The 20,058-nt window shown below is 65.3% G+C and carries 17 protein-coding genes; 10 read left to right on the forward strand and 7 right to left on the reverse strand.

All coding sequences use genetic code 11. From position 1 onward, the window contains the following. The 5 genes from secD (at position 1) to ACFULT_RS15260 (ending at position 7,732) form a co-directional block, all read left to right on the forward strand. On the forward strand, positions 1-1,770 hold the full coding sequence (secD, locus tag ACFULT_RS15240) for a protein translocase subunit SecD (RefSeq protein WP_378481816.1): 1,770 nt from the start codon (positions 1-3) through the stop codon (positions 1,768-1,770). A 1-nt stretch (position 1,771) separates the two neighbouring features. Then, entirely contained in the window at positions 1,772-2,965 is a 1,194-nt protein-coding gene (gene secF / locus ACFULT_RS15245) for a protein translocase subunit SecF (protein WP_037113102.1), read from the forward strand. Beyond that, positions 2,965-4,677 carry an ABC transporter substrate-binding protein gene (locus tag ACFULT_RS15250; RefSeq protein ID WP_378481817.1) on the forward strand — a complete coding sequence of 571 codons (1,713 nt, stop codon included), beginning with the start codon at positions 2,965-2,967 and terminating at the stop codon, positions 4,675-4,677. Before secF ends, ACFULT_RS15250 begins: the two co-directional genes overlap by 1 nt. Beyond that, the gene (locus ACFULT_RS15255) at positions 4,644-5,219 is read left to right on the forward strand and encodes an adenine phosphoribosyltransferase (protein WP_378481818.1); all 576 of its coding nucleotides are present in this window, start codon (positions 4,644-4,646) and stop codon (positions 5,217-5,219) included. Before ACFULT_RS15250 ends, ACFULT_RS15255 begins: the two co-directional genes overlap by 34 nt. Before the next feature lie 143 nt (positions 5,220-5,362). Further along, positions 5,363-7,732 (forward strand): RelA/SpoT family protein, encoded by a 2,370-nt coding sequence (locus tag ACFULT_RS15260; protein ID WP_378481909.1) that lies wholly within the window; start codon positions 5,363-5,365, stop codon positions 7,730-7,732. Positions 7,733-7,783: 51 nt separating this feature from the next. Here the strand turns inward: ACFULT_RS15260 and ACFULT_RS15265 are convergent, their stop codons facing one another. Both ACFULT_RS15265 and ACFULT_RS15270 read right to left on the reverse strand, forming a co-directional pair. Continuing rightward, positions 7,784-8,581 (reverse strand): peptidylprolyl isomerase, encoded by a 798-nt coding sequence (locus ACFULT_RS15265; protein ID WP_378481819.1) that lies wholly within the window; start codon positions 8,579-8,581, stop codon positions 7,784-7,786. Continuing rightward, positions 8,578-9,435 (reverse strand): peptidylprolyl isomerase, encoded by an 858-nt coding sequence (locus tag ACFULT_RS15270; RefSeq protein ID WP_378481820.1) that lies wholly within the window; start codon positions 9,433-9,435, stop codon positions 8,578-8,580. The genes ACFULT_RS15265 and ACFULT_RS15270 overlap by 4 nt, the downstream gene beginning before the upstream one ends. Before the next feature lie 220 nt (positions 9,436-9,655). Here ACFULT_RS15270 and ACFULT_RS15275 point away from each other — a divergent pair, with 220 nt between their 5' ends. Genes ACFULT_RS15275 through ACFULT_RS15285 form a run of 3 tightly spaced genes read left to right on the forward strand, consistent with a single transcriptional unit; the run spans position 9,656 to position 12,238 of the window. Further along, a complete protein-coding gene (locus ACFULT_RS15275) occupies positions 9,656-10,348 on the forward strand; it encodes an MBL fold metallo-hydrolase (RefSeq protein ID WP_037113112.1) in 693 nt (230 codons plus the stop codon). A gap of 2 nt (positions 10,349-10,350) precedes the next feature. Beyond that, the gene (gene hisS, locus ACFULT_RS15280; RefSeq protein WP_378481821.1) at positions 10,351-11,622 is read left to right on the forward strand and encodes a histidine--tRNA ligase; all 1,272 of its coding nucleotides are present in this window, start codon (positions 10,351-10,353) and stop codon (positions 11,620-11,622) included. Next, a complete protein-coding gene (locus tag ACFULT_RS15285) occupies positions 11,612-12,238 on the forward strand; it encodes a hypothetical protein (RefSeq protein WP_037113114.1) in 627 nt (208 codons plus the stop codon). Before hisS ends, ACFULT_RS15285 begins: the two co-directional genes overlap by 11 nt. Positions 12,239-12,241: 3 nt before the next feature. Here ACFULT_RS15285 and ACFULT_RS15290 read toward each other — a convergent pair whose 3' ends face one another. Continuing rightward, on the reverse strand, positions 12,242-12,709 hold the full coding sequence (locus ACFULT_RS15290) for a DUF3237 family protein (protein ID WP_378481822.1): 468 nt from the start codon (positions 12,707-12,709) through the stop codon (positions 12,242-12,244). A gap of 98 nt (positions 12,710-12,807) precedes the next feature. Here ACFULT_RS15290 and ACFULT_RS15295 point away from each other — a divergent pair, with 98 nt between their 5' ends. Next, entirely contained in the window at positions 12,808-13,839 is a 1,032-nt protein-coding gene (locus ACFULT_RS15295; RefSeq protein ID WP_378481823.1) for an Rv2578c family radical SAM protein, read from the forward strand. An 18-nt stretch (positions 13,840-13,857) separates the two neighbouring features. On the opposite strand, the gene ACFULT_RS15300 is transcribed toward ACFULT_RS15295, so the two are convergent. Then, positions 13,858-14,784: a neutral zinc metallopeptidase gene (locus ACFULT_RS15300; protein WP_037113121.1), complete on the reverse strand. Its 927-nt coding sequence runs from the start codon at positions 14,782-14,784 to the stop codon at positions 13,858-13,860. 177 nt (positions 14,785-14,961) lie between these two features. On the opposite strand from ACFULT_RS15300, the gene aspS reads away from it, so the two are divergent. Further along, positions 14,962-16,773 carry an aspartate--tRNA ligase gene (gene aspS / locus ACFULT_RS15305; RefSeq protein WP_037113122.1) on the forward strand — a complete coding sequence of 604 codons (1,812 nt, stop codon included), beginning with the start codon at positions 14,962-14,964 and terminating at the stop codon, positions 16,771-16,773. Between the two features lie 77 nt (positions 16,774-16,850). Here the strand turns inward: aspS and ACFULT_RS15310 are convergent, their stop codons facing one another. From ACFULT_RS15310 to ACFULT_RS15320, 3 genes are all read right to left on the reverse strand, one after another. After that, complete coding sequence (locus tag ACFULT_RS15310; protein ID WP_378481824.1) at positions 16,851-18,005, reverse strand: hypothetical protein; 1,155 nt, start codon at positions 18,003-18,005, stop codon at positions 16,851-16,853. 144 nt (positions 18,006-18,149) lie between these two features. Continuing rightward, a complete protein-coding gene (locus ACFULT_RS15315) occupies positions 18,150-19,124 on the reverse strand; it encodes a hypothetical protein (protein ID WP_378481825.1) in 975 nt (324 codons plus the stop codon). A gap of 144 nt (positions 19,125-19,268) precedes the next feature. Continuing rightward, positions 19,269-19,922, reverse strand: a complete 654-nt coding sequence (locus ACFULT_RS15320; RefSeq protein WP_378481826.1) for an RDD family protein — start codon at positions 19,920-19,922, stop codon at positions 19,269-19,271. Positions 19,923-20,058: the final 136 nt, after the last annotated feature.

A 20,058-nucleotide genomic window follows, 5' to 3' on the forward strand; every position in this document is an offset into this window, starting at 1 on the left:
GTGGCACCTTCAAGCGGATCGGTGCATCCATCCCGCTATCTCGCCGTGTTCGGCGTCCTGATGGCCGTTGTGTACGCCTTGGTCTTCTTCACCGGAGACAAGTCGCCCGAGCCAAAGCTCGGTATCGATCTCGAAGGCGGCACCCGTGTCACGCTGACGGCGCGAACACCGGACGGCAGCGCGCCGAGCCGTGAGAGCCTGATCCATGCCCAGCAGATCATCACCACTCGCGTCGACGGTCTCGGTGTCGCGGGCTCGGAGGTGCTCATCGACGGCGAGAACCTCGTGATCACTGTTCCCGGTGACGACAGCTCGCAGGCACGCACTCTTGGCCAGACCGCGCGGTTGTTCATTCGCCCGGTGATTCAAGCTGCACAGCCCGCGGCAGGCGCTCCCGCGGGGGGAACCGAGCAGGCCCCGGCAGGCGGAACACCGGCCGAGACACCTGCTGCCGACACTCCTGCGCCGTCCGGAGATGCGGTGCCTCAGGGTCGCCCGTTCCCGGCACAGGAACCCAGCGCGGTCGATCCGACACCCGCGCCCACTCCCGCGGCGCCGGCGGCCGACCCCGCAGGCGATCCTGCTGCTGAGGACCCGGCTGCGGACGAGCCCGCGGGCACCGAAGCCGAGCAGGCTGCGGACCAGATCGCCGAAGCGAAGGCGCTTCGTCAGAGCGAGGACCCTCAGGTCCAGCAGGCTGCGCTCGCGACGATCGACTGCAACGCTCCCGACCCGTTGCAGGGCAACGACGACCCGGCCTTGCCGTTGGTCGCATGTTCCACCGACGGTGCCGCCGTGTACGTCCTCGGGCCGAGCATCATCGACGGCCAGCAGATCTCCGATGCGACCTCCGGATTCAACTCCCAGCAGTCACGTCACGAGGTCAGCCTGAGCTTCGATTCCGAAGGCAGCAACACGTGGGCGCAGTTCACCGGAGCCAACATCGGCAGCCAGGCTGCGTTCACACTCGACTCCAAGGTCGTCAGCGCACCGGTGATCCAGGGCGCGACGCCCGCCGGTAGCGCGACGTCCATCACCGGGCAGTTCACCGCCCAAGGTGCGTCGGATCTCGCGAACACCTTGAAGTACGGATCGCTTCCGTTGTCCTTCGCATCGTCGGAAGCAGAAACGGTGTCCGCGACGCTGGGGCTGGCTTCGCTCGAGGCGGGTCTGCTCGCCGGAGCGATCGGCCTCGCTCTCGTGCTGGTCTACTGCCTCGTCTACTACCGTGCGCTCGGATTCCTCACCGCGTTGTCGCTCGTGCTCGCGGGTGCGATGGTCTACGGGATTCTCGTTCTGCTCGGCCGATGGATCAACTTCACCCTCGATCTCGCCGGGATCGCCGGTCTGATCATCGGCATCGGCATGACGGCCGACTCGTTCGTCGTGTTCTTCGAGCGCATCAAGGACGAAATCCGGGAGGGCAGAAGCTTCCGATCCGCCGTTCCACGAGGCTGGACGCGTGCCCGCAAGACAATTCTGTCCGGTAATGCCGTGAGTTTCATCGCCGCAGCGGTGCTCTACGCACTGGCCGTGGGGCAGGTGCAGGGCTTCGCGTTCACGCTCGGCCTCACCACGATCCTCGACGTCATGGTGGTAGTCCTGGTCACCTGGCCATTGGTGTACCTGGCGTCGAAGTCCAAGTTCTGGTCCAAGCCCGGTGTGAACGGGCTCGGCGCCGTCGCGCAGATCGCGCAGGAACGCAAGCGTGCCGCCGCACGTGCCATGGCAAGCAAGTCCGCATCCGATGCTGCGACGAAGGGGGCCTGAGATGTCCGATTCATCAGAGAACACCGAGGGCACCGGCTCGGTCCTGCTGCAGGACTCCGGCGTCGATCAGAGCGCGCAACCCACGCGTAGCTGGCTCTCGCGGCTGTACACCGGAACGGGCGCGTTCGAGGTCGTCGGTAGGCGCCGGTTCTACTACATCCTCACCGCAGCGATCGTTTTGGTGTGCCTGCTCAGCATGGTCTTCCGTGGGTTCACCCTCGGGATCGACTTCGAGGGCGGCACCAAGATTCAAGTACCCGCCGACGGCGGTGTCACCTCCGAGCAGGTGGAGACGGTGTTCACCGACACGCTCGGCTTCGGTCCGGAAGCGGTGCAGACCGTCGGCTCCGGAGCGGCTGCCACGGTGCAGGTGCGTTCCGAGGCACTCGACGCAGGACAGGTCGACCAGGTACGTCTTGCACTGTTCGACGCCTTCCAGCCGGTGGACAGCACAGGAACGGCGAGCCCCAACGCCATCAGTTTCTCCGACGTCAGCGAGACGTGGGGCGGGCAGATCACGCAGAAGGCACTGATCGCGCTCGTCGTGTTCCTGGTCATCGTCAGTATCTACATCGCGATCCGATACGAGAGGGACATGGCGATAGCTGCACTCGCCGCGTTGTTCTTCGACCTGCTGGTCACCGCCGGTGTGTACTCGCTCGTCGGGTTCGAGGTCACGCCCGCGACGGTCATCGGCCTGCTCACCATCCTCGGGTTCTCGCTGTACGACTCCGTCGTGGTCTTCGACAAGGTCGAGGAGAACACGCGCGGAATCCTGCACCTGGGCCGCAAGACCTACGCCGAGCAGGCCAACCTGGCCGTCAACCAGACCCTGATGCGGTCGATCAACACCACCGTCATCGGCGTTCTGCCGGTGTTGGCGCTGATGATCGTCGCCGTCTGGCTGCTCGGTGTCGGCACTCTCAAAGACCTCGCGCTCGTGCAGCTCGTCGGCATGATCGTCGGCGCGTACTCGTCGATCTTCTTCGCGACGCCGTTGCTGGTGTCCATCAAGGAGAAGTGGGGTCCCGTCGCGGCCCACACCAAGAAGGTGCTGGGCAAGCGTGCCGAAGCTGCGAAGCGCGTAGGGTCGGACACCCCGGTCGTGGCAGGGTCGGGCACTGTCCCCGACGCGCCGGTGACCCCTCGGGTGGGCTCGCGGCCTACCGGAAAGCGTGCCAAGAAGAGGCGTTGATGAACGTGCGAGTCCAGAGGTCGCGGACGACGGCAGCCGTGGCGGTCGTCGCCGTCGCGGCAGGCGCTCTCGTCGCGTGCTCGACGGCAGAGGACCAGGTTCCGTCCATCGGATACGCTGTCGATACGGTGTTGACCACGTACAACGCCAATACGGTCGACGGCGCAGCGTCGGCGGCCCGGCAGGCTTTTCCTCGGGTCCAGACCGGCTTCGGCTACGTCGGACCCGAAGGCGAAGCGCTGGCCGACAACGACGTCGGAGGGATGTCGGTCGTACCGGGCGACGTCCTCACGGTGTCGTACACGATCGCGCCACAGGCCACCTATTCCGACGGCGTTCCGATGACCTGCGACGACCTGGTTCTGACCTGGGCGGCGAACAGCGGACGCTTCGTGGCGGGGGAGAACGACCTGCCCCTGTTCGATGCTGCGTCGAGCGCGGGATACCGAGACATCGAACGCGTCGACTGCGTCCCGGGAAGCAAGGACGCCACGGTCGTCTACCGCGCGGGTCGCAACTACGACGGCTGGCGGTCCTTGTTCGGCGCAACCGACCTACTGCCCTCCCACGTTGCAGCTCGCGTCGCCGGGGTCCCCAACGTCGTCGACCCGATCCTGTCCGGCGACCTCGCGGCCGTCGGGAGGATCGCCGAGTTCTGGAACACGGGATGGAACCTCGTCCCTGGACAGATCGACACGTCCCTGCTGCCATCGAACGGCCCGTACCGAGTCGACTCGTACACCCAGGAAGACGGTCTGGTACTCGTCGCCAACGAGTCGTGGTGGGGAGTCCCGCCCGAGACCGAACGCATCGTCGTGTGGCCGAAGGGAACCGACGTCGCCGCACGCGCAACCGAAGGTGACCTCGAGGTCGTCGATCACGGTGCAGGCGGCGACATCCCGTCGGACGGCTTCGAGCGCACCGACTTTCCGTCCCACGGCGTGGAGCAACTGACGTTCGCGACCAGCGGTTCGCTCGCGTCGTCCGCAGCGCGCCGCGCACTTGCCGCCTGTGTGCCGCGGGAGCAACTGTTCGAGGGCGTCGGCCACCCGGGATACGACGAGTCCGCAGGCATCGGCTCGGCCGTCGTCGATTCCCGGCTCGTCCGTCCGAGCGCGCTGCTCTACGGACCGGTGGCCGCTACCGCGGACGGCCGCTACCGGCAAGCGGACGTCGCGGCGTCGACGACCGAGCGAAACAACGCCGATCTGGACAGCCTCGCCGTTCGAGTCGGCTACCTCGCTCCCGATCCGCGCCGCGCACAGATCGTCGCCGACATTGCGGCCGCATGCGAGCCGGCCGGAATCACCGTCACCGATGCAGGGTCTCCGGACTTCTCGCCGAGTGCACTACGCACCGGGGCGGTCGACGCCGTTCTCGGAGCCACTGCGTCTGCCTCGGGACCGTCGGGAGCGGTGTCCGAGGAAGCGGCGCGTTACAGCGTGCACAGTGGGAACGGCAGCAACGTCGGTGGATACACCAACGGCAGAATCGATGCGATCGTCGACGAGCTGGCCACAGCGCCGTCGGATGGGACCGTGCTTTCTCTCGCGACCGAGGGGGAGCGGATCCTTTGGAACGAGATGCCCTCGCTTCCACTGTTCAACCAGCCGCGAACACTGGCCGTGGCGGACGGCATGACCAACGTCGTCGCGAATCCGACGGTGGCGGGTGCGGGATGGAACATGGATCGTTGGATACTGCACAGGTGAACAGAGTTTCGGAAGAGAGAGCGTCGATCGCGTCGGACCACATCGACCGGCTCACCCGTTGGGCCGATGATTTCCCGGTCGACGGGGTGCGGTTCGCCGATCTGACGCCGGTGTTCGCAGATCCGGACGGTCTGAAGGCCGTGGTTGCGGCACTGGCCGAAGCCGGTTCGGGGGCTGACCTCGTTGCGGGAATCGATGCGCGCGGCTTCTTGCTGGGCGCGGGTGTCGCGTTGGAACTCGGCACCGGCATTCTCGCGGTCCGCAAGGCAGGCAAGCTCCCGCCACCCGTGGTGGCGCAGAGCTACGAATTGGAGTACGGGTCGGCGGAACTCGAAATCCCGGCCGACGTCGACATCTCGGGCCGGAAGGTCCTGATAGTCGACGACGTTCTCGCCACCGGTGGCACCATCGCGGCCACCGCGGAGTTGTTGCGAGCGTGCGGTGCCGAGATCGTCGGTGCCGCGGTCGCGCTCGAGATCGCGGTCCTCGCGGGTCGAGGCAAGTGCGAGGGCTACCCGCTTGTCTGCCTTCGACAGGTCTGAGGACTAAAGTTGGTGAACACTGCTGTTGTCGAAGATCCGTAACCGAGGTCGATGCCAGTCGACCGAGGGGCCATGAGCCAAGCGAACGAGAGCAGACCACGCGGCAGGAGGCGAACATTGTGACCCGTTACCTCGACCAACCCTTGCCGGATCGACCCGCGTCCGAACCGGAATCGGGTAAGGCGGCTACTGCGGAGACGCCGCAAGCAACACCGGACTCTGCTCCACCGGTCGTCGGAAAGGGCTCGGCACCTGCCGTCCCGACGTCCGCGTCCCGACGCGTCCGCGCCCGCTTGGCCAGGCGCATCACGGCCGGCCGCAACGCCGCAGTCAAGCCTGTCCTCGAACCTCTGGTGAGTCTGCACCGCGAGCTGTATCCCAAAGCGGATCTCGCGTTGCTTCAGCGGGCGTACGACGTCGCCGACGAGCGCCACGCCACTCAGATGCGCAAATCCGGGGACCCGTACATCACGCACCCATTGGCGGTCGCGAACATTCTCGCCGAGCTGGGCATGGACACCACGACTCTGGTCGCGGCTCTCCTGCACGACACCGTCGAGGACACCGGGTACTCGCTGAAGCAGCTCACCGAGGAGTTCGGTGAGGAAGTAGCGCACCTCGTCGACGGGGTGACCAAGCTCGACAAGGTGGTTCTCGGCACCGCGGCCGAGGGCGAGACCATTCGCAAGATGATCATCGCCATGGCCCGCGATCCTCGCGTTCTGGTCATCAAGGTGGCCGACCGCCTGCACAACATGCGCACCATGCGCTTCCTGCCGCCCGAGAAACAAGCGCGCAAGGCGAAGGAAACCCTCGAGGTCATCGCGCCGCTCGCACACCGTCTCGGCATGGCGACGGTCAAGTGGGAACTCGAAGATCTCGCATTCGCGATTCTTCACCCCAAGAAGTACGACGAGATCGTTCGACTCGTCGCCGATCGTGCACCCTCCCGCGACACGTACCTCGAGAAAGTGCGCGCCGAGATCAATGCGTCGCTGTCGGCGTCCCGCATCAGTGCGGCCGTCGAAGGACGCCCCAAGCACTATTGGTCGATCTATCAGAAGATGATCGTCAAGGGTCGCGACTTCGACGACATCCACGATCTGGTGGGCGTACGCATCCTGTGCGACGAGATCCGCGATTGTTACGCCGCCGTGGGCGTCGTGCACTCGCTGTGGCAGCCGATGGCAGGCCGGTTCAAGGACTACATCGCGCAGCCCCGGTACGGCGTCTACCAGTCGCTGCACACCACGGTCGTCGGCCCCGAAGGCAAGCCGCTCGAGGTGCAGATCCGCACGAGGGACATGCATCGCACGGCCGAATTCGGCATCGCCGCGCACTGGCGGTACAAGGAGACGCGCGGCAAACACGGCAACGACAACGCCGAGGTCGACGACATGGCGTGGATGCGCCAGTTGCTCGACTGGCAGCGTGAGGCAGCGGATCCGGGCGAATTCCTGGAATCGTTGCGCTACGACCTGGCCGTCAAGGAAATCTTCGTCTTCACTCCGAAAGGTGACGTCGTCACGCTGCCTGCGGGTTCGTGTCCCGTCGACTTCGCGTATGCCGTGCACACCGAGGTGGGCCACCGCTGTATCGGAGCCCGTGTGAACGGTCGACTGGTGGCGCTCGAACGCACGCTCGAGAACGGCGAGGTCGTCGAGGTGTTCACCTCGAAAGCCGTCACCGCCGGTCCGAGCCGCGATTGGCAGGGCTTCGTCGTCTCGCCCCGCGCGAAGACGAAGATCCGCCAGTGGTTCGCCAAGGAACGTCGCGAGGAAGCGCTCGAAGCAGGCAAGGACGCCATCGCGAAAGAAGTGCGCCGCGGTGGACTACCGCTGCAACGGTTGATGAACGCCGAGTCGATGTCCACGATCGCGCACGAACTGCGTTACGTCGACGTCTCGGCGCTGTACACCGCGGTCGGCGAGAGTCACGTGTCCGCGCAGCACGTGGTGCAGCGGTTGGTTGCTCACCTCGGCGGCGTCGGCGACGTGGAAGAAGAACTGGCGGAGCGGTCGACACCGTCCACCATCCCGACTCGTCCGCGTCAGGTCGGTGACGCCGGTGTACTCGTGTCGGGCACCGAGGGGGTCGTCGCGAAGCTGGCCAAGTGCTGCACCCCGGTTCCCGGCGACGAAATCCTCGGGTTCGTCACCCGCGGGGGGTCGGTCAGTGTGCACCGAACCGACTGCACCAACGCGAAATCGCTGGGCGAGCAGTCGGAACGGTTCATCGACGTCGAATGGGCCCCGTCGGCGTCGTCGGTGTTTCTGGTCGCGATTCAGATCGAGGCACTGGACCGGCATCGCCTGCTTTCGGACGTCACCAAAGCACTCGCGGACGAGAAGGTCAACATTCTGTCCGCGTCGGTGGCTACGTCGGGGGACCGTGTGGCGATCAGCAAGTTCACGTTCGAGATGGGCGACCCGAAGCACCTGGGCCACGTCCTGAACGTCGTGCGCAACGTCGAAGGGGTGTACGACGTCTATCGCCTGACGTCCGCTGCCTGACCACCCTACGTGAGTGGAAATGTAGGTCGGGACCTACATTTCCACTCACGGTCACTGAGCGGCGACGACCGACTGAACGGTGACCTCGGCGTTGGGTGGTCCGTCGTTGCCGGGTGTGGAGACTCCGGCCTCTGCCACCGCGTCGAGCGTCGCCAGCCCGGCCTCGTCGATCGTTCCGAACACGGTGTACTGCGGCGGAAGGACGGAATCCTCGTACACCAGGAAGAACTGGCTTCCATTGGTGTCGGGTCCGGCGTTCGCCATGGCGACGGTCCCGCGGGGGTAGACGACGGGGCTCGACAGTGCCGGGTCGCCGGCCGGGAACGCCGTCGTGGGGTACTCGTTGGCGAACTCGTAACCGGGACCACGGTTTCCCTGTCCGGAAGGATCACCGCACTGCAGGACCTGCAGGCCCTCGGTGGTGGTCAGCCGGTGACAGACGGTGTCGTCGAAGTAGCCCTGCGTGGCAAGCGACGTGAAACTGTTGACGGTGCAGGGAGCTTCGGTGCGGTCGAGCGACAGGCCGACGGGGCCCTGGCTCGTCGTCACGGCAACGTCGACGAGTCCGACGGTGGACACCCCGTACTGCTGCGGCGCGGTGTTCTCGCGAATCGCAGGCGTCGCTTCCGGGTACTCGCAGGTGGTGGTCGACACTTCCTGCGCAGGAACCGGGGGAAGGACCCCGAACAGGCTGAGATCCAGCGGCGGCTGAGTGGTCGGGGCCGCGGCACTCGTAGTCGCCGTCGGTGACTCGGTCGTCGCCGCAGTCTCGGAGTTATCCGACGAACAGCCTGCCGCGAGGAGAACGGCCGCGCTCGACACGGCGAGCACCGCTAGCGTGCGCTTCACAGGTCACTCACGAGACTGGTGATGTCCACCGGAAGCGCAGGCTTGCCGTCTGCAGCGCCACCTTCGACGCCTGCCGCGGCGACCTTGTCCAGTGTCTGCAGACCGGTCTCGTCGATGGTGCCGAACACCGTGTACGCGGGCGGCAGCGTGGAGTCGCCGTAGACGAGGAAGAACTGGCTGCCGTTGGTGCCGGGGCCCGCGTTGGCCATCGCGATCGTTCCGCGCGGGTAACTGATCGGCTGCTCGGCGGCCGGGTCGTCTTCTGCGTATTGATCGGCCGGGAACTCGTCGGCGAACTGGTAGCCAGGCCCGCCCATGCCGGTGCCCGCGGGATCGCCGCACTGCAGAACCTGCAGACCCGCGCCCGTGGTGAGGCGGTGGCATTGCGTGCCGTCGAAGTAGCCCTGGTTGGCGAGCGAGACGAAACTGTTCACAGTGCACGGCGACTGCGGATTGTTCAGCGTCAGGCCGATGTTGCCCTGGGTCGTCTCCATGCTGTAACTGAGTGCTTCGTCACTCGTCGGCACGCCATCGGTGCGCGGCGGAGTGTTTTCCTTCGCAGCGGGCTGCGCGGCCGCGGGGTAGCTGCAGTCGACGGTCTCGGGCAGTGCCTCGGCCCGACCGTCGGCGATCAGTGTGTCGCCGTTGGGCGTCGACGACGCCGTCGTCTCGGGTTCGTCTCCGCCGCGAGTGAGGGCGAACACGACGGCAACCGCGCCGACCACGACCACCACACCCAGCACCGAACCGGCGATGGTCAGCTGTTTACGCTTCTTCGCTCGTTCGGCTCGGCGTTCGAGTTGTCGCTCGAGCTTCCTCTTCGCTGCCTCGCGCCGCTGCTCGTTGCTGGGCAATTGCGTGTCCTCCCGCTTGTGTCGTCCACCGGCTCGGCCTACGTGTCTTCCTGCCGGTCGGCGAGCCGAAACCGACCGTGAGTGAGTGTGCCATCACTACCTGAGAAGTTCCCGACCGGCATGGCGGCGTCGCACGGTCGGCCGACTGCACACGCGCAGGTGAACACGGTCCAACTAGGGTGGAACGGACCTTGGCGTACGACAACTAGGAGCGGCAGCTGTGCTCGTCACCGGATTCCCGGCGGGAATGTTTCAGACGAACTGTTACGTGCTCGCGCAGGAGGGCTCGTCGGACTGTGTCGTGGTCGACCCGGGACAGGATGCGACGGAACCGCTTCTGCGGTTCCTGAGCGAATCCAGCCTGACTCCCCAGGCGGTGTTACTGACGCACGGTCATCTGGACCACACGTGGTCTGTGGAACCGGTGTGCGAGAAGTTCGGTATACCCGCTTACATCCACGACGAGGACAGATTCATGCTGTCCGATCCACTGCGCGGCACCGGACCGACCCTCGCCGCCCTGCTCGGCGACGCGGAGTTCCACGAGCCCGAACGTGTGGTCGACCTGAGCGGCGAGACCTCGCTCGAACTGGCCGGAATCCATTTCGGTGTGCTTCACACTCCCGGCCACACGCAGGGGTCGGTCGTGTTCTCCATCGACGTCGAGACACCGGACGGCACACTGGCGATCGCGTTGACCGGCGACACGCTGTTCGCAGGGTCCATCGGGAGAACCGACCTTCCCGGTGGAGACCACGAACAGTTGCTTCGCTCGATCGCGACGACGCTGCTGCCGCTCGACGACGCCACCGTGGTGTTGCCGGGACACGGCGGGCAGAGCACCATCGGCCAGGAACGCGCCTCCAATCCCTTTCTCGTTGGACTCGCAGGCCCCGAACAAGGAAAACTGTGACCGTGAGCAAGCCGAGTACCTTTTCTGCGCCCAAGGGCATTCCCGACTACGTCCCCCCGAACTCCGCGGAGTTCGTCGCCGTCCGTGAGGGGTTGCTGACCGCGGCTCGCAACGCTGGGTACGGGCACATCGAACTGCCCATTTTCGAGGACACCGGGCTGTTCGCCCGCGGTGTCGGCGAGTCGACGGACGTGGTGAGCAAGGAGATGTACACCTTCGCCGATCGGGGCGACAGATCCGTCACCCTGCGCCCGGAGGGCACGGCAGGCGTCATGCGCGCCGTCATCGAACACGGCCTCGACCGGGGAGCTCTCCCTGTGAAACTCGCGTACGCGGGACCGTTCTTCCGCTACGAACGCCCGCAGGCGGGACGCTATCGGCAGCTGCAGCAAGTCGGAGTCGAAGCCATCGGAATGGATGATCCCGCGCTCGACGCCGAGGTCGTCGCTGTGGCGGACAACGGATTTCGGTCACTCGGTCTGACGGACTTCAGGTTGGAGATCACGTCGCTGGGGGACGACACGTGCCGCCCGCAGTATCGAGAATTGTTGCAGGAGTTCCTCTTCGGCCTTCCGCTCGACGAGGCCACCCACACGCGCGCACGCATCAACCCGCTTCGAGTCCTCGACGACAAACGGCCGGAGGTGCGCGAGATGACAGCGGACGCCCCGCTGATGCTCGACCACCTGTCCGACACCGCACGGGCGCACTTCGACGAGGTGCTCGCACACCTCGACGCGTTGAAGGTTCCGTACGTCGTGAACCCACGGATGGTCCGCGGACTCGACTACTACACGAAGACGACGTTCGAGTTCGTGCACGACGGACTGGGCGCGCAATCCGGAATCGGCGGCGGTGGCCGATACGACGGGCTGATGGCGCAACTGGGCGGCCAGGAACTGTCCGGCATCGGATTCGGGCTCGGGGTCGACCGAACCATGCTGGCGCTCGCAGCCGAAGGAAAGTCGGCCGGATCTCCCGCGCGCTGCGCCGTGTTCGGCGTACCGCTGGGAGCCGACGCGAAAGCGCGCATCGTGGCGATCGCAGGCGAACTGCGCAGCAAGGGAGTCAGCGTCGATCTCGCCTACGGCAACCGTGGAGTCAAGGGCGCGATGAAAGCCGCCGACCGTTCCGGCGCACAGTTCGCCCTGGTCCTCGGCGACAAGGAACTGGCCGACGGCAACGTCGTCGTCAAGGAACTGGCGACGGGAGAGCAGCACGACGTGGCGTTGTCCGAGATCGTGTCGCACCTGGAGGCTCGACTTGGCCGGTGACGAGCTCGTCGACCTGGATCTGATACCTACCGAGCTGATCGTACCGCGGCTCAGGAAGGTAGCGATCGGTTCGCTGGTGGTCGGCATCCTCGTCGCCGTGATCAGCTCGTTCTTTCTGCCCACCGCCGTTGCAGTCGTCCTCGGCGTCGTCGTCGGGTTACCAGCCACGGCGTCGGCGTGGGTGGGCATCCGACGTCGAACATGGCTCGACGGCAACATCGTTCACGCCCGCGGTGGACTGCGCACACGCGCTCTGTCGGTGCCCGACTTGGTGTCGGCGGAGCTGCAGGTCAGAACGGCGAGGATAGATCAGATTTCGCTGCGGTTGTACGACGGCAACGTGAAACTGACTCTCGCGTTGGCGCTGTACACGAACGGCGGGGGCCGTGAGCTCCCCATTCTGTCGCTCCGCAAGCTCGCCGACGCATTGTGGACGAGCGAACTGGTGCCGGCTGCAGCGATTGCCTCGCTCCTCGTCGACCAGTTGAAAGCCGAGGCCCGCGACGCTGGGCTGGGGGAGCGGCCGCTCTATCGAGCGGCGGAGCTCGTCAAGGCGGCGGGCAGAACCCCTCTCGCCACACTGACCGACCGCGAGGTCGCCGAGTTGGGCAACTAGCGGCTACGTGACCAGGAAAGCATCGAGGACGATCGATTCTGCGGAGCGAGTGCCCGAGGTGACGACCAGGGCGCGGTTCAGATAGGTGAATTGCGGTACCGCGGTGGAAATTTCGAGGGTGCCGCGGAAGTAGTACGTGGCGGGGTCGACCTCTTCGGTTCCGGCGAGCGACTCGACGACTTCAGCAGGGCCGAACTGAAATCCGCGGAACGACAGAGCGAGATGCCCGCCCTCGGCGAGTTCGAGGACGATGTCGGCAGTGAACTCGGTGCGGCCGTCGGCGCGCGTCACCCCGGCGAGGGACGTCGAAACAGCAACCGTGCCTTCGATGTCCGGTCCTGGAGCGGCGCCGCCGAGGATGGGCGTCACCACTCGTTCTCCGTCGGGTACCGTGCCGACGTCGATGGCGCTACCCAGGCTGAGTCCGAGGCGGAGAATCGGTTCGAGTGTCGGGGCGATGGGTGCGGTCACAGCTCTACCGTAGCGGCAGGGTCGACAGGTGTAGCAGCGGCTGACGTGAGCCGGGTGTCGCCTTGACACCGATATAGAACACATGTTCGACTGTATGCATGCGATGGGCGGGACAGACACTCGACGCCGCGGACGACGGCGCACTGCCGGGGCTCGAACGCGCCGGTCTGGTTCGCAGCGTACAGACCCCCGAGTTCGAGGGCATCACGTTTCACGAGGTGCTGTGCAAGAGCGCGCTCAACAAGATCGATGGTGATTCGCTGCCGTTCTCGTGGACGGTCAATCCTGCGCGGGGGTGTTCGCACGCATGCACGTACTGTTTCGCCAGGCCCACCCACGAGTATCTCGACCTCGATGCGGGTAGCGACTTCGATTCGCAGATCGTCATGAAGACGAACATCGCTGCAGTGCTGCGTAAGGAGCTCGCCCGTAAGTCCTGGAAGAGGGAACCGGTTGCGTTGGGCACCAACACCGATCCTTATCAGCGTGCCGAGGGGCGCTATCGCCTGATGCCGGGAATCATCGGCGCGCTTGCGGAATCCGGCACGCCGTTCTCGATTCTGACCAAGGGAACGCTCCTGCGCCGGGATCTGCCTCTGCTAGCCCTTGCCTCCCGTCAGGTGGACGTGCACATCAATATCAGTCTCGCTATCCACGACGCCGGTTTGCAGAAGCAGATCGAGCCCGGTACGCCGAGCCCCAAGGCTCGTCTCGACCTGATCCGAGCAGTCCGCGACGTCGGGTTGCCGTGCGGCGTTCTGGTGGCGCCGGTGATTCCGTTCCTCACCGACGGGGCGCGGCAGCTCGAATCTCTGATCCAAGCGCTCGCCGATGCGGGAGCAACCTCGGTGTCCGCGATGCCGATGCACCTGAGGTCGTCGACGAAGGACTGGTTCATGTCTTGGTTGGCGGAACAGCATCCCGCGTTGGTTCGTCGCTACCGGCAGCTGTACGGCCACGGCGCTTACGTGACGCCCGAGTACAAGACGTGGCTGCGAGGACGGATCGATCCCATGCTGGAGCGCCACGGGTTCGACGTCGGCGACGAGCGTTCCATGCCCAAGAATTTTCCCGCTGAATCGAGTTCATCCACGTCGAAAGCGAGCGATCCCGCCCTCACCCTCTTCTGAGATCGCGCCGTTCGTGGGTCAGCGGGTCAGTGCAGATGGAGTGTTCAGATCGCGAGCCGCGAATGTGTCGCAGGCGCTTACCTGCCCGGTCCTGTAACCAGCCACGAACCACGCCTGGCGTTGGTCCGAGGAACCATGAGTCCAGCCCTCCGGGTTCACTCGACCACTCGATGCTTGCTGGATCCGATCGTCACCCACCGACGACGCCGCCGAGAGTGCGTCGCGAATGTCGTTGTCCGTCAGCGGTTCGAGGAAGGGTTCACCGGTGTTCGGGTCGGGGATGAGGGCGGCGTGGTGCGCCCAGATGCCGGCGTAACAGTCGGCCTGCAGCTCCACCCGCACCGCACCGGATTCGGCGCCCTGCGGATCGGCTTGTGCTCGTCCGATGTCGCCCAACTGATTCTGGATGTGATGGCCGACCTCGTGGGCGACGACGTATTCCTGCGCCAGCGGACCGCCGCTGGATCCGAACCGATCGACGAGGACCTGGAAGAAACTCGTGTCGAAGTATGCTGACGAATCTGCGGGGCAGTAGAACGGTCCGACCGCACTGGTCGCGTTGCCGCAGCCGGTGTTGATCGAGCCACTGAACAGCTGAACTGCGGGCTCGACGTACGCCACACCAGTTTGGGCGCCGAGCTCGGACTGCCAGACATCGTCGAGGCTCCCGACCGTTCCCACGATGCGGCAATCGACGTCCCTGTTGGCGTCGGCTCCTGTCTGGCACTTGTCGAGCACGCCGTCGGTCCCGGTGGATTGCGACGAACTGTCCGTTCCGTCGGTCAACTGCCCCAGGATCGATCCCGGGTCTCCGCCGAACAGCAGCGCCAGCACCAGAATCACCAGGCCGCCCGCACCTCCTCCGAGCGCGATCTTGCCGCCTCGTCCACCGCCACCGGAGGACACACGCTTCGAGTCGAGTCGAGCGCCTTCTCTGAACGTCATGCCTCGTCATCCTTCCAGGAAGAACGTCCCCCCGGGCGAGTTGCGCGGCCCGATCCGACGTTTGTCGATCAGCAGCTTCCCATGCCTAGGCGGTATCGCGTTTCCTGTCCGGGGGTCGCCTCCGTAGGATTGGTGACCGACGAACACGCTTTGTTTCATTTTTGTGAAAGGACACCAGTGCTGCGCACCCACCTCGCCGGCTCACTTCGATCCGAGCACGTCGACCGAACAGTCACCCTGACGGGTTGGGTTGCGCGTCGCCGCGATCATGGCGGTGTCATCTTCATCGACCTGCGTGACGCGTCGGGCGTCGCCCAGGTCGTGTTCCGCGAGGGCGACGTGGCCGAGAAGGCGCATCGTCTGCGCGCCGAGTACGTCGTGAAGGTCACCGGCAAGGTCGAGGGTCGCCCCGAAGGCAACCAGAACTACGAAATCCCCACCGGTGCGGTCGAGGTCGATGCCACCGACATCGAGGTTCTGTCGGAAAGCGCGCCGCTTCCTTTCCAGCTCGACGATCAGCCGGGTGAGGAAGCGAGGCTGAAGTACCGCTACTTGGACCTGCGTCGGGAAGGCCCCGGTCATGCGATCCGGCTGCGATCGCAGGTCAATGCGGCGGCGCGTGGTGTCCTGGCGCATCACGAGTTCGTCGAGGTGGAAACACCGACGCTGACGCGGTCGACGCCAGAAGGTGCCCGCGACTTCCTGGTCCCTGCGCGTCTGCAGCCCGGCAGTTTCTACGCGTTGCCGCAGAGCCCCCAGCTGTTCAAGCAGCTGCTGATGGTCGGCGGTATCGAGCGGTACTACCAGATCGCGCGCTGCTACCGCGACGAGGACTTCCGCGCCGACCGTCAGCCGGAGTTCACTCAGCTCGACGTCGAGATGAGCTTCGTGACCCAGGACGATGTCATTCTGCTTGCCGAGGAGATCCTCGCCGCGCTGTGGAAGCTCGTCGGACATGACATCACGTCGCCCATTGCGCGCATCACCTATGCCGACGCGATGCGTCGCTACGGGTCCGACAAGCCCGACCTGCGGTTCGACATCGAACTTGTCGAATGCACGGACTTCTTCTCCGCCACGGAGTTCCGCGTGTTCCAGGCGCCGTACGTCGGTGCCGTCGTCATGCCGGGCGGGGCGTCGCAGCCACGTAAGCAGTTGGACAAGTGGCAGGAGTTCGCGAAGCAGCGTGGACACAAGGGTCTGGCCTACGTTCTGGTCGCCGAAGACGGAACGCTGGGTGGGCCCGTCGCGAAGAACCTCACGGATGCCGAGCGGGACGGAATCGCTGCCCATGTGGGCGCGAAGCCCGGTGACGCGATCTTCTTCTCCGCCGGTGCCGTCAAGTCTTCGCGAGCTCTCCTCGGCGCTGTACGAGGCGAGATCGCTCGCAAGCTCGACCTCATCGACCCGAAAGCATGGGCGTTCGTGTGGGTGGTCGACGCACCGCTCTTCGAGCCGACGTCCGACGCCACCGCGAGCGGCGACGTCGCGGTCGGCTCGGGTGCCTGGACCGCGGTCCACCATGCGTTCACATCCCCGAAGCCGGAATCGATCGATTCCTTCGATACCGATCCGGGTTCGGCACTGGCGTACGCGTACGACATCGTGTGCAACGGAAACGAGATCGGCGGCGGAAGCATTCGTATCCACCGCAAGGACATTCAGGAGCGAGTGTTCGCGATCATGGGCATCGGCCACGAGGAAGCGCAGGAGAAGTTCGGCTTCCTGCTCGACGCGTTCAGCTACGGCGCGCCTCCGCACGGCGGAATCGCGTTCGGGTGGGACCGCATCACCGCGCTGCTGGCAGGTGTCGACTCGATTCGCGAGGTCATCGCCTTCCCGAAGTCCGGCGGTGGCGTGGACCCGTTGACGGATGCCCCGGCACCGATCACCCCGTTGCAGCGCAAGGAATCCGGCATCGATGCCAAGCCGGAGAAGGTCGCACAGGAGAAGAAGGACGACACTGCGGACGCGCCTTCCGCGGAATAGAAGCCCAGCGCAGCAGAAACCCCCGCAGAAGAAACCCCCGCAGCCGCCGGAGCTGCGGGGGTTCTTTGTTCGAAGGCCTACGCCGGCGAGACAGCTCCCGCGGACAGAACGCGGTACGCGTAGGTCACCGCGATCACGCTCGCGGGAATGGTGAACAGAAGTCCCAGCCCACAGGGTACTGCTCCGACGATGTTGATTCCGGCCACCGCCAGGTACAGCAGGACGAGCTTGCCCGGGCTGACACCGAGCAACCTGATGTTGGCGGTCAACGCGATCACCGCCGATGCGCCACGGTCGATGATGAAATGCGGACCGAACCAGATCAAAATACCGAGTAGCAGACTGATCGACAGGGATGCCAGGGTGGGCAGCGACGGGGCCACTGCGCTGATCAACGAGACGACGACTCCGAACAGGGTCAGCTGCACCAGGTTGGGCAGACGCCAGAACTCGCCGAAGCCGGGCTTCGCACCGTCCAATTCCAGCAGCGCACCCCGGATGAGCAGGGCTCCCGCATAGAACCCGATGAGGCCGGCCACGAAGGTGACCACGATCAGGGCGAACGACAACTCACCGTCGCCGGCCGCAGCGAACATGGTGTCCTCGAACTCGGTCGAGCTCGAGGTACCGGCGATGATGACGGCGAAGAACACGACATATCCCAAGACGGTCACCGCCGCGAAGAGCCCCATGACGCCGAGCCACACACCGATGTTGGCGCCGAACTTCTTCCAGCCGTAGCTCAGAGCCGCACCGACACTCAGTGACGTCGGTGGCGTGTAGTGCTGTTGTGGATACTGCTGGTGCGAGTACGGCTGTGGAAACGGGGGGCCACCCCAGGGCTGCGCCGACGGGTACGAGGGATACCCACCGCCGGACGGTCCGTAGCCAGGCTGTTGGCCGTACGCGGGTGGCGGCCCGGAACCCGGTTGCGACTGGTAGTACTCAGGCTGTCCTGGGTACTGGGGCTGTCCTGGGTATTGGGGCTGTCCTGGGTACTGTGGCTGGCCCGGATACGTGGGCTGGCCCGGATACGTGGGCTGGCCTTGATACGGGGGCGGCGTCGGATGTACGGGCTGCTGAGGGTAGCCGCCGATGCCTTGCTGCCGGGCGTCGTACGGTTGCTGGGTGTACTCCTCTTGCGGGTTCTGATCCTGCGGTGCGCCCTGCTCTGGATCCGGTCCGCCGCCCCCGGTGTTGCTCGTACCGCCGCCGTCGTGGTCGTTCAACATCTCCCTCTCGCCGGAATCTACTTGTGTGTCGTCGCCTGGACCGGCCCGTTCTCGGACGGTGGACCCAGGCGACGACAGAACAATACGGCGAGTGACCGACGATTTCGATACCGAGCAGTCTGATGCTCGGTACAGCGCCGGGATCTAGACCGCAGCCGTGCGGGACACGATGCGATACGCGTAGGTCGACGCGATGGCCGAGATCGGAATGGTCACGAGCAACCCGAGGAAGCAGGGGATGGCTCCGAGGATGTTGATTCCGATGATTGCGAGGGCCAGGAGGAACAGTTGTCCTGCGTTCGAGGAGATCGCTCGGAAACTGGACTTGATGGCGGTGACGGCGTCCTCGTTGCGGTCGATGACGAATTGCAGTGTCCACCACGACAGGAAGGTGAGGACGAGTCCCGGGATGACAAGCAGGACGAACCCGACCAAAACCATGATGGCGACGAGAACACTGGCGATGATTATCGAGGCGACGTTGGCGAACTGGAAGAAGGACCCGATGGCGGGCTTGTTGCCATCGACCTCGTGCAGTGCGCCGCGGATGAACGCCGCATTGATGATGTACCCCACGATCGCGGAGACGACGGTACCGATGATCGACCAGATTCCGAACAAGGCGGACACGTCACCCGAACTCCCCGAGCGGCCGAAAACGAGGTTCAGGATCACCTGAATGACTGCGGCGATGACGACGATGCCGATCCAGACGCCTGCATTGTCCTTGAACTTGTTCCAACCGAACGAGAGTGCGTCACCGACGTTCAGCGTCGGCGGCAGGCCGACGCCGTGTCCGCCGTAACCCTGTCCGCCGTAACCCTGTCCGCCGAAACCCTGTCCGCCGAAACCCGGTCCGCCGAAACCCGGGGGCGGTGGGTAGTTGCCGGGCGGCGGGGGATAGCTGCCCGGAGGTGGCGGGTAGTTTCCGGGCGGTGGCGGGTAGTTTCCGGGCGGTGGGGGGTAGCCGCCGGACGGTGGTGGGTAGTTGCCGGGCGGCGGGGGATAGCTGCCCGGAGGTGGCGGGTAGTTGCCGGGTGGTGTTTTGCCCGGGTCTCCGGACTGCTCGGGATTCGTGTCCTTGCCGTCCTGGGGTCCGTTCGGTGGGTTCTCGCTCACGATTCTCCTCATCAGTGGTTGATCGATTGTGCCGCACCGATCCGCGTCCGCGGACCGAACCGGCAGGTGAATCGAAGGGTGAAACGCAGCGAGCGGGCCCGCCGATGTGTAGGCGGGCCCGCTCGCTGATCGTTCAGCAGGTCATCACCTGGCGGTGATGACCTGGGTTCCGCCGGCGATCTCGTCGTGCTTGCCCTGCTTCGTGGGGCTGGAGTTGATGGTCACCGCGATGACGATCCATGCGATGAACACCAGCACGCTGCCGATCAGGAACGGAATGACGCTGAGGAGTACGAAGGCGTTGCGTCGCGCCGCTTCCGCCTGAGTGGGGTTGCCGCCTGCGGCACCGACGGTGCGTAGGCCGAGCAACTGCTTGCCCAGCGTCTGACCGCGGGACGATTCGAGGTAGACGAAGTATCCGAACGTGGCGGCGGCCGAGAGAACGCCGTAGACGAACGTTCCGACGAAACCGGAGGGCAGGAACAGCCCGATGATCAGGACTGGGATCGCGACGATGATGCCGTCGATGAGACGTGCGCCGAAACGTAATCCGAGGCTTCCGGGTTGTCCGCCTCCGGGCAGCTGCGAACCGGACCCGTATGCGGCGTTAGCGCCGACCGGCGGCGGCGGGTAGTTGCCCGGAGGTGGTGGGTAGTTGCCGGGGGGAGGGTAGTTACCGGGAGGCGGGTATCCGCCGGCGTTTCCGGGAGGCGGGTACCCACCGGCGGGGTTCTGGGGATACTGAGGCTGATTCGGATCCGAACCGTACTGCGGTCCGTTAGGCGGGTTCTCGCTCACTGATGTTCCCCTCGACTGACGTGATGTTGAGTCGTTGACAAATGTCTGGATTTCGACGCTGAGCGAACCGCACCCGGGGGTGCGTGTCAAGCACTACGCGCTCACCGCGCATTTCGTTCCGTGGCCGTTTCTCCAC

It is taken from the genome of Rhodococcus sp. NPDC057297 (genome assembly GCF_042667435.1).
In the GTDB taxonomy this organism is placed as follows: Bacteria; Actinomycetota; Actinomycetes; order Mycobacteriales; family Mycobacteriaceae; genus Rhodococcoides.

Coding starts and splice junctions, on each gene's coding strand:
- ACFULT_RS15310 (WP_378481824.1), bottom strand. CDS start 18,005: ATGTTGAACGACCACGACGGCGGCGGTACGAGCAACACCGGGGGCGGC.
- secF (WP_037113102.1), top strand. CDS start 1,772: ATGTCCGATTCATCAGAGAACACCGAGGGCACCGGCTCGGTCCTGCTG.
- ACFULT_RS15255 (WP_378481818.1), top strand. CDS start 4,644: ATGGAACATGGATCGTTGGATACTGCACAGGTGAACAGAGTTTCGGAA.
- ACFULT_RS15250 (WP_378481817.1), top strand. CDS start 2,965: ATGAACGTGCGAGTCCAGAGGTCGCGGACGACGGCAGCCGTGGCGGTC.
- ACFULT_RS15300 (WP_037113121.1), bottom strand. CDS start 14,784: ATGACGTTCAGAGAAGGCGCTCGACTCGACTCGAAGCGTGTGTCCTCC.
- ACFULT_RS15295 (WP_378481823.1), top strand. CDS start 12,808: ATGCGATGGGCGGGACAGACACTCGACGCCGCGGACGACGGCGCACTG.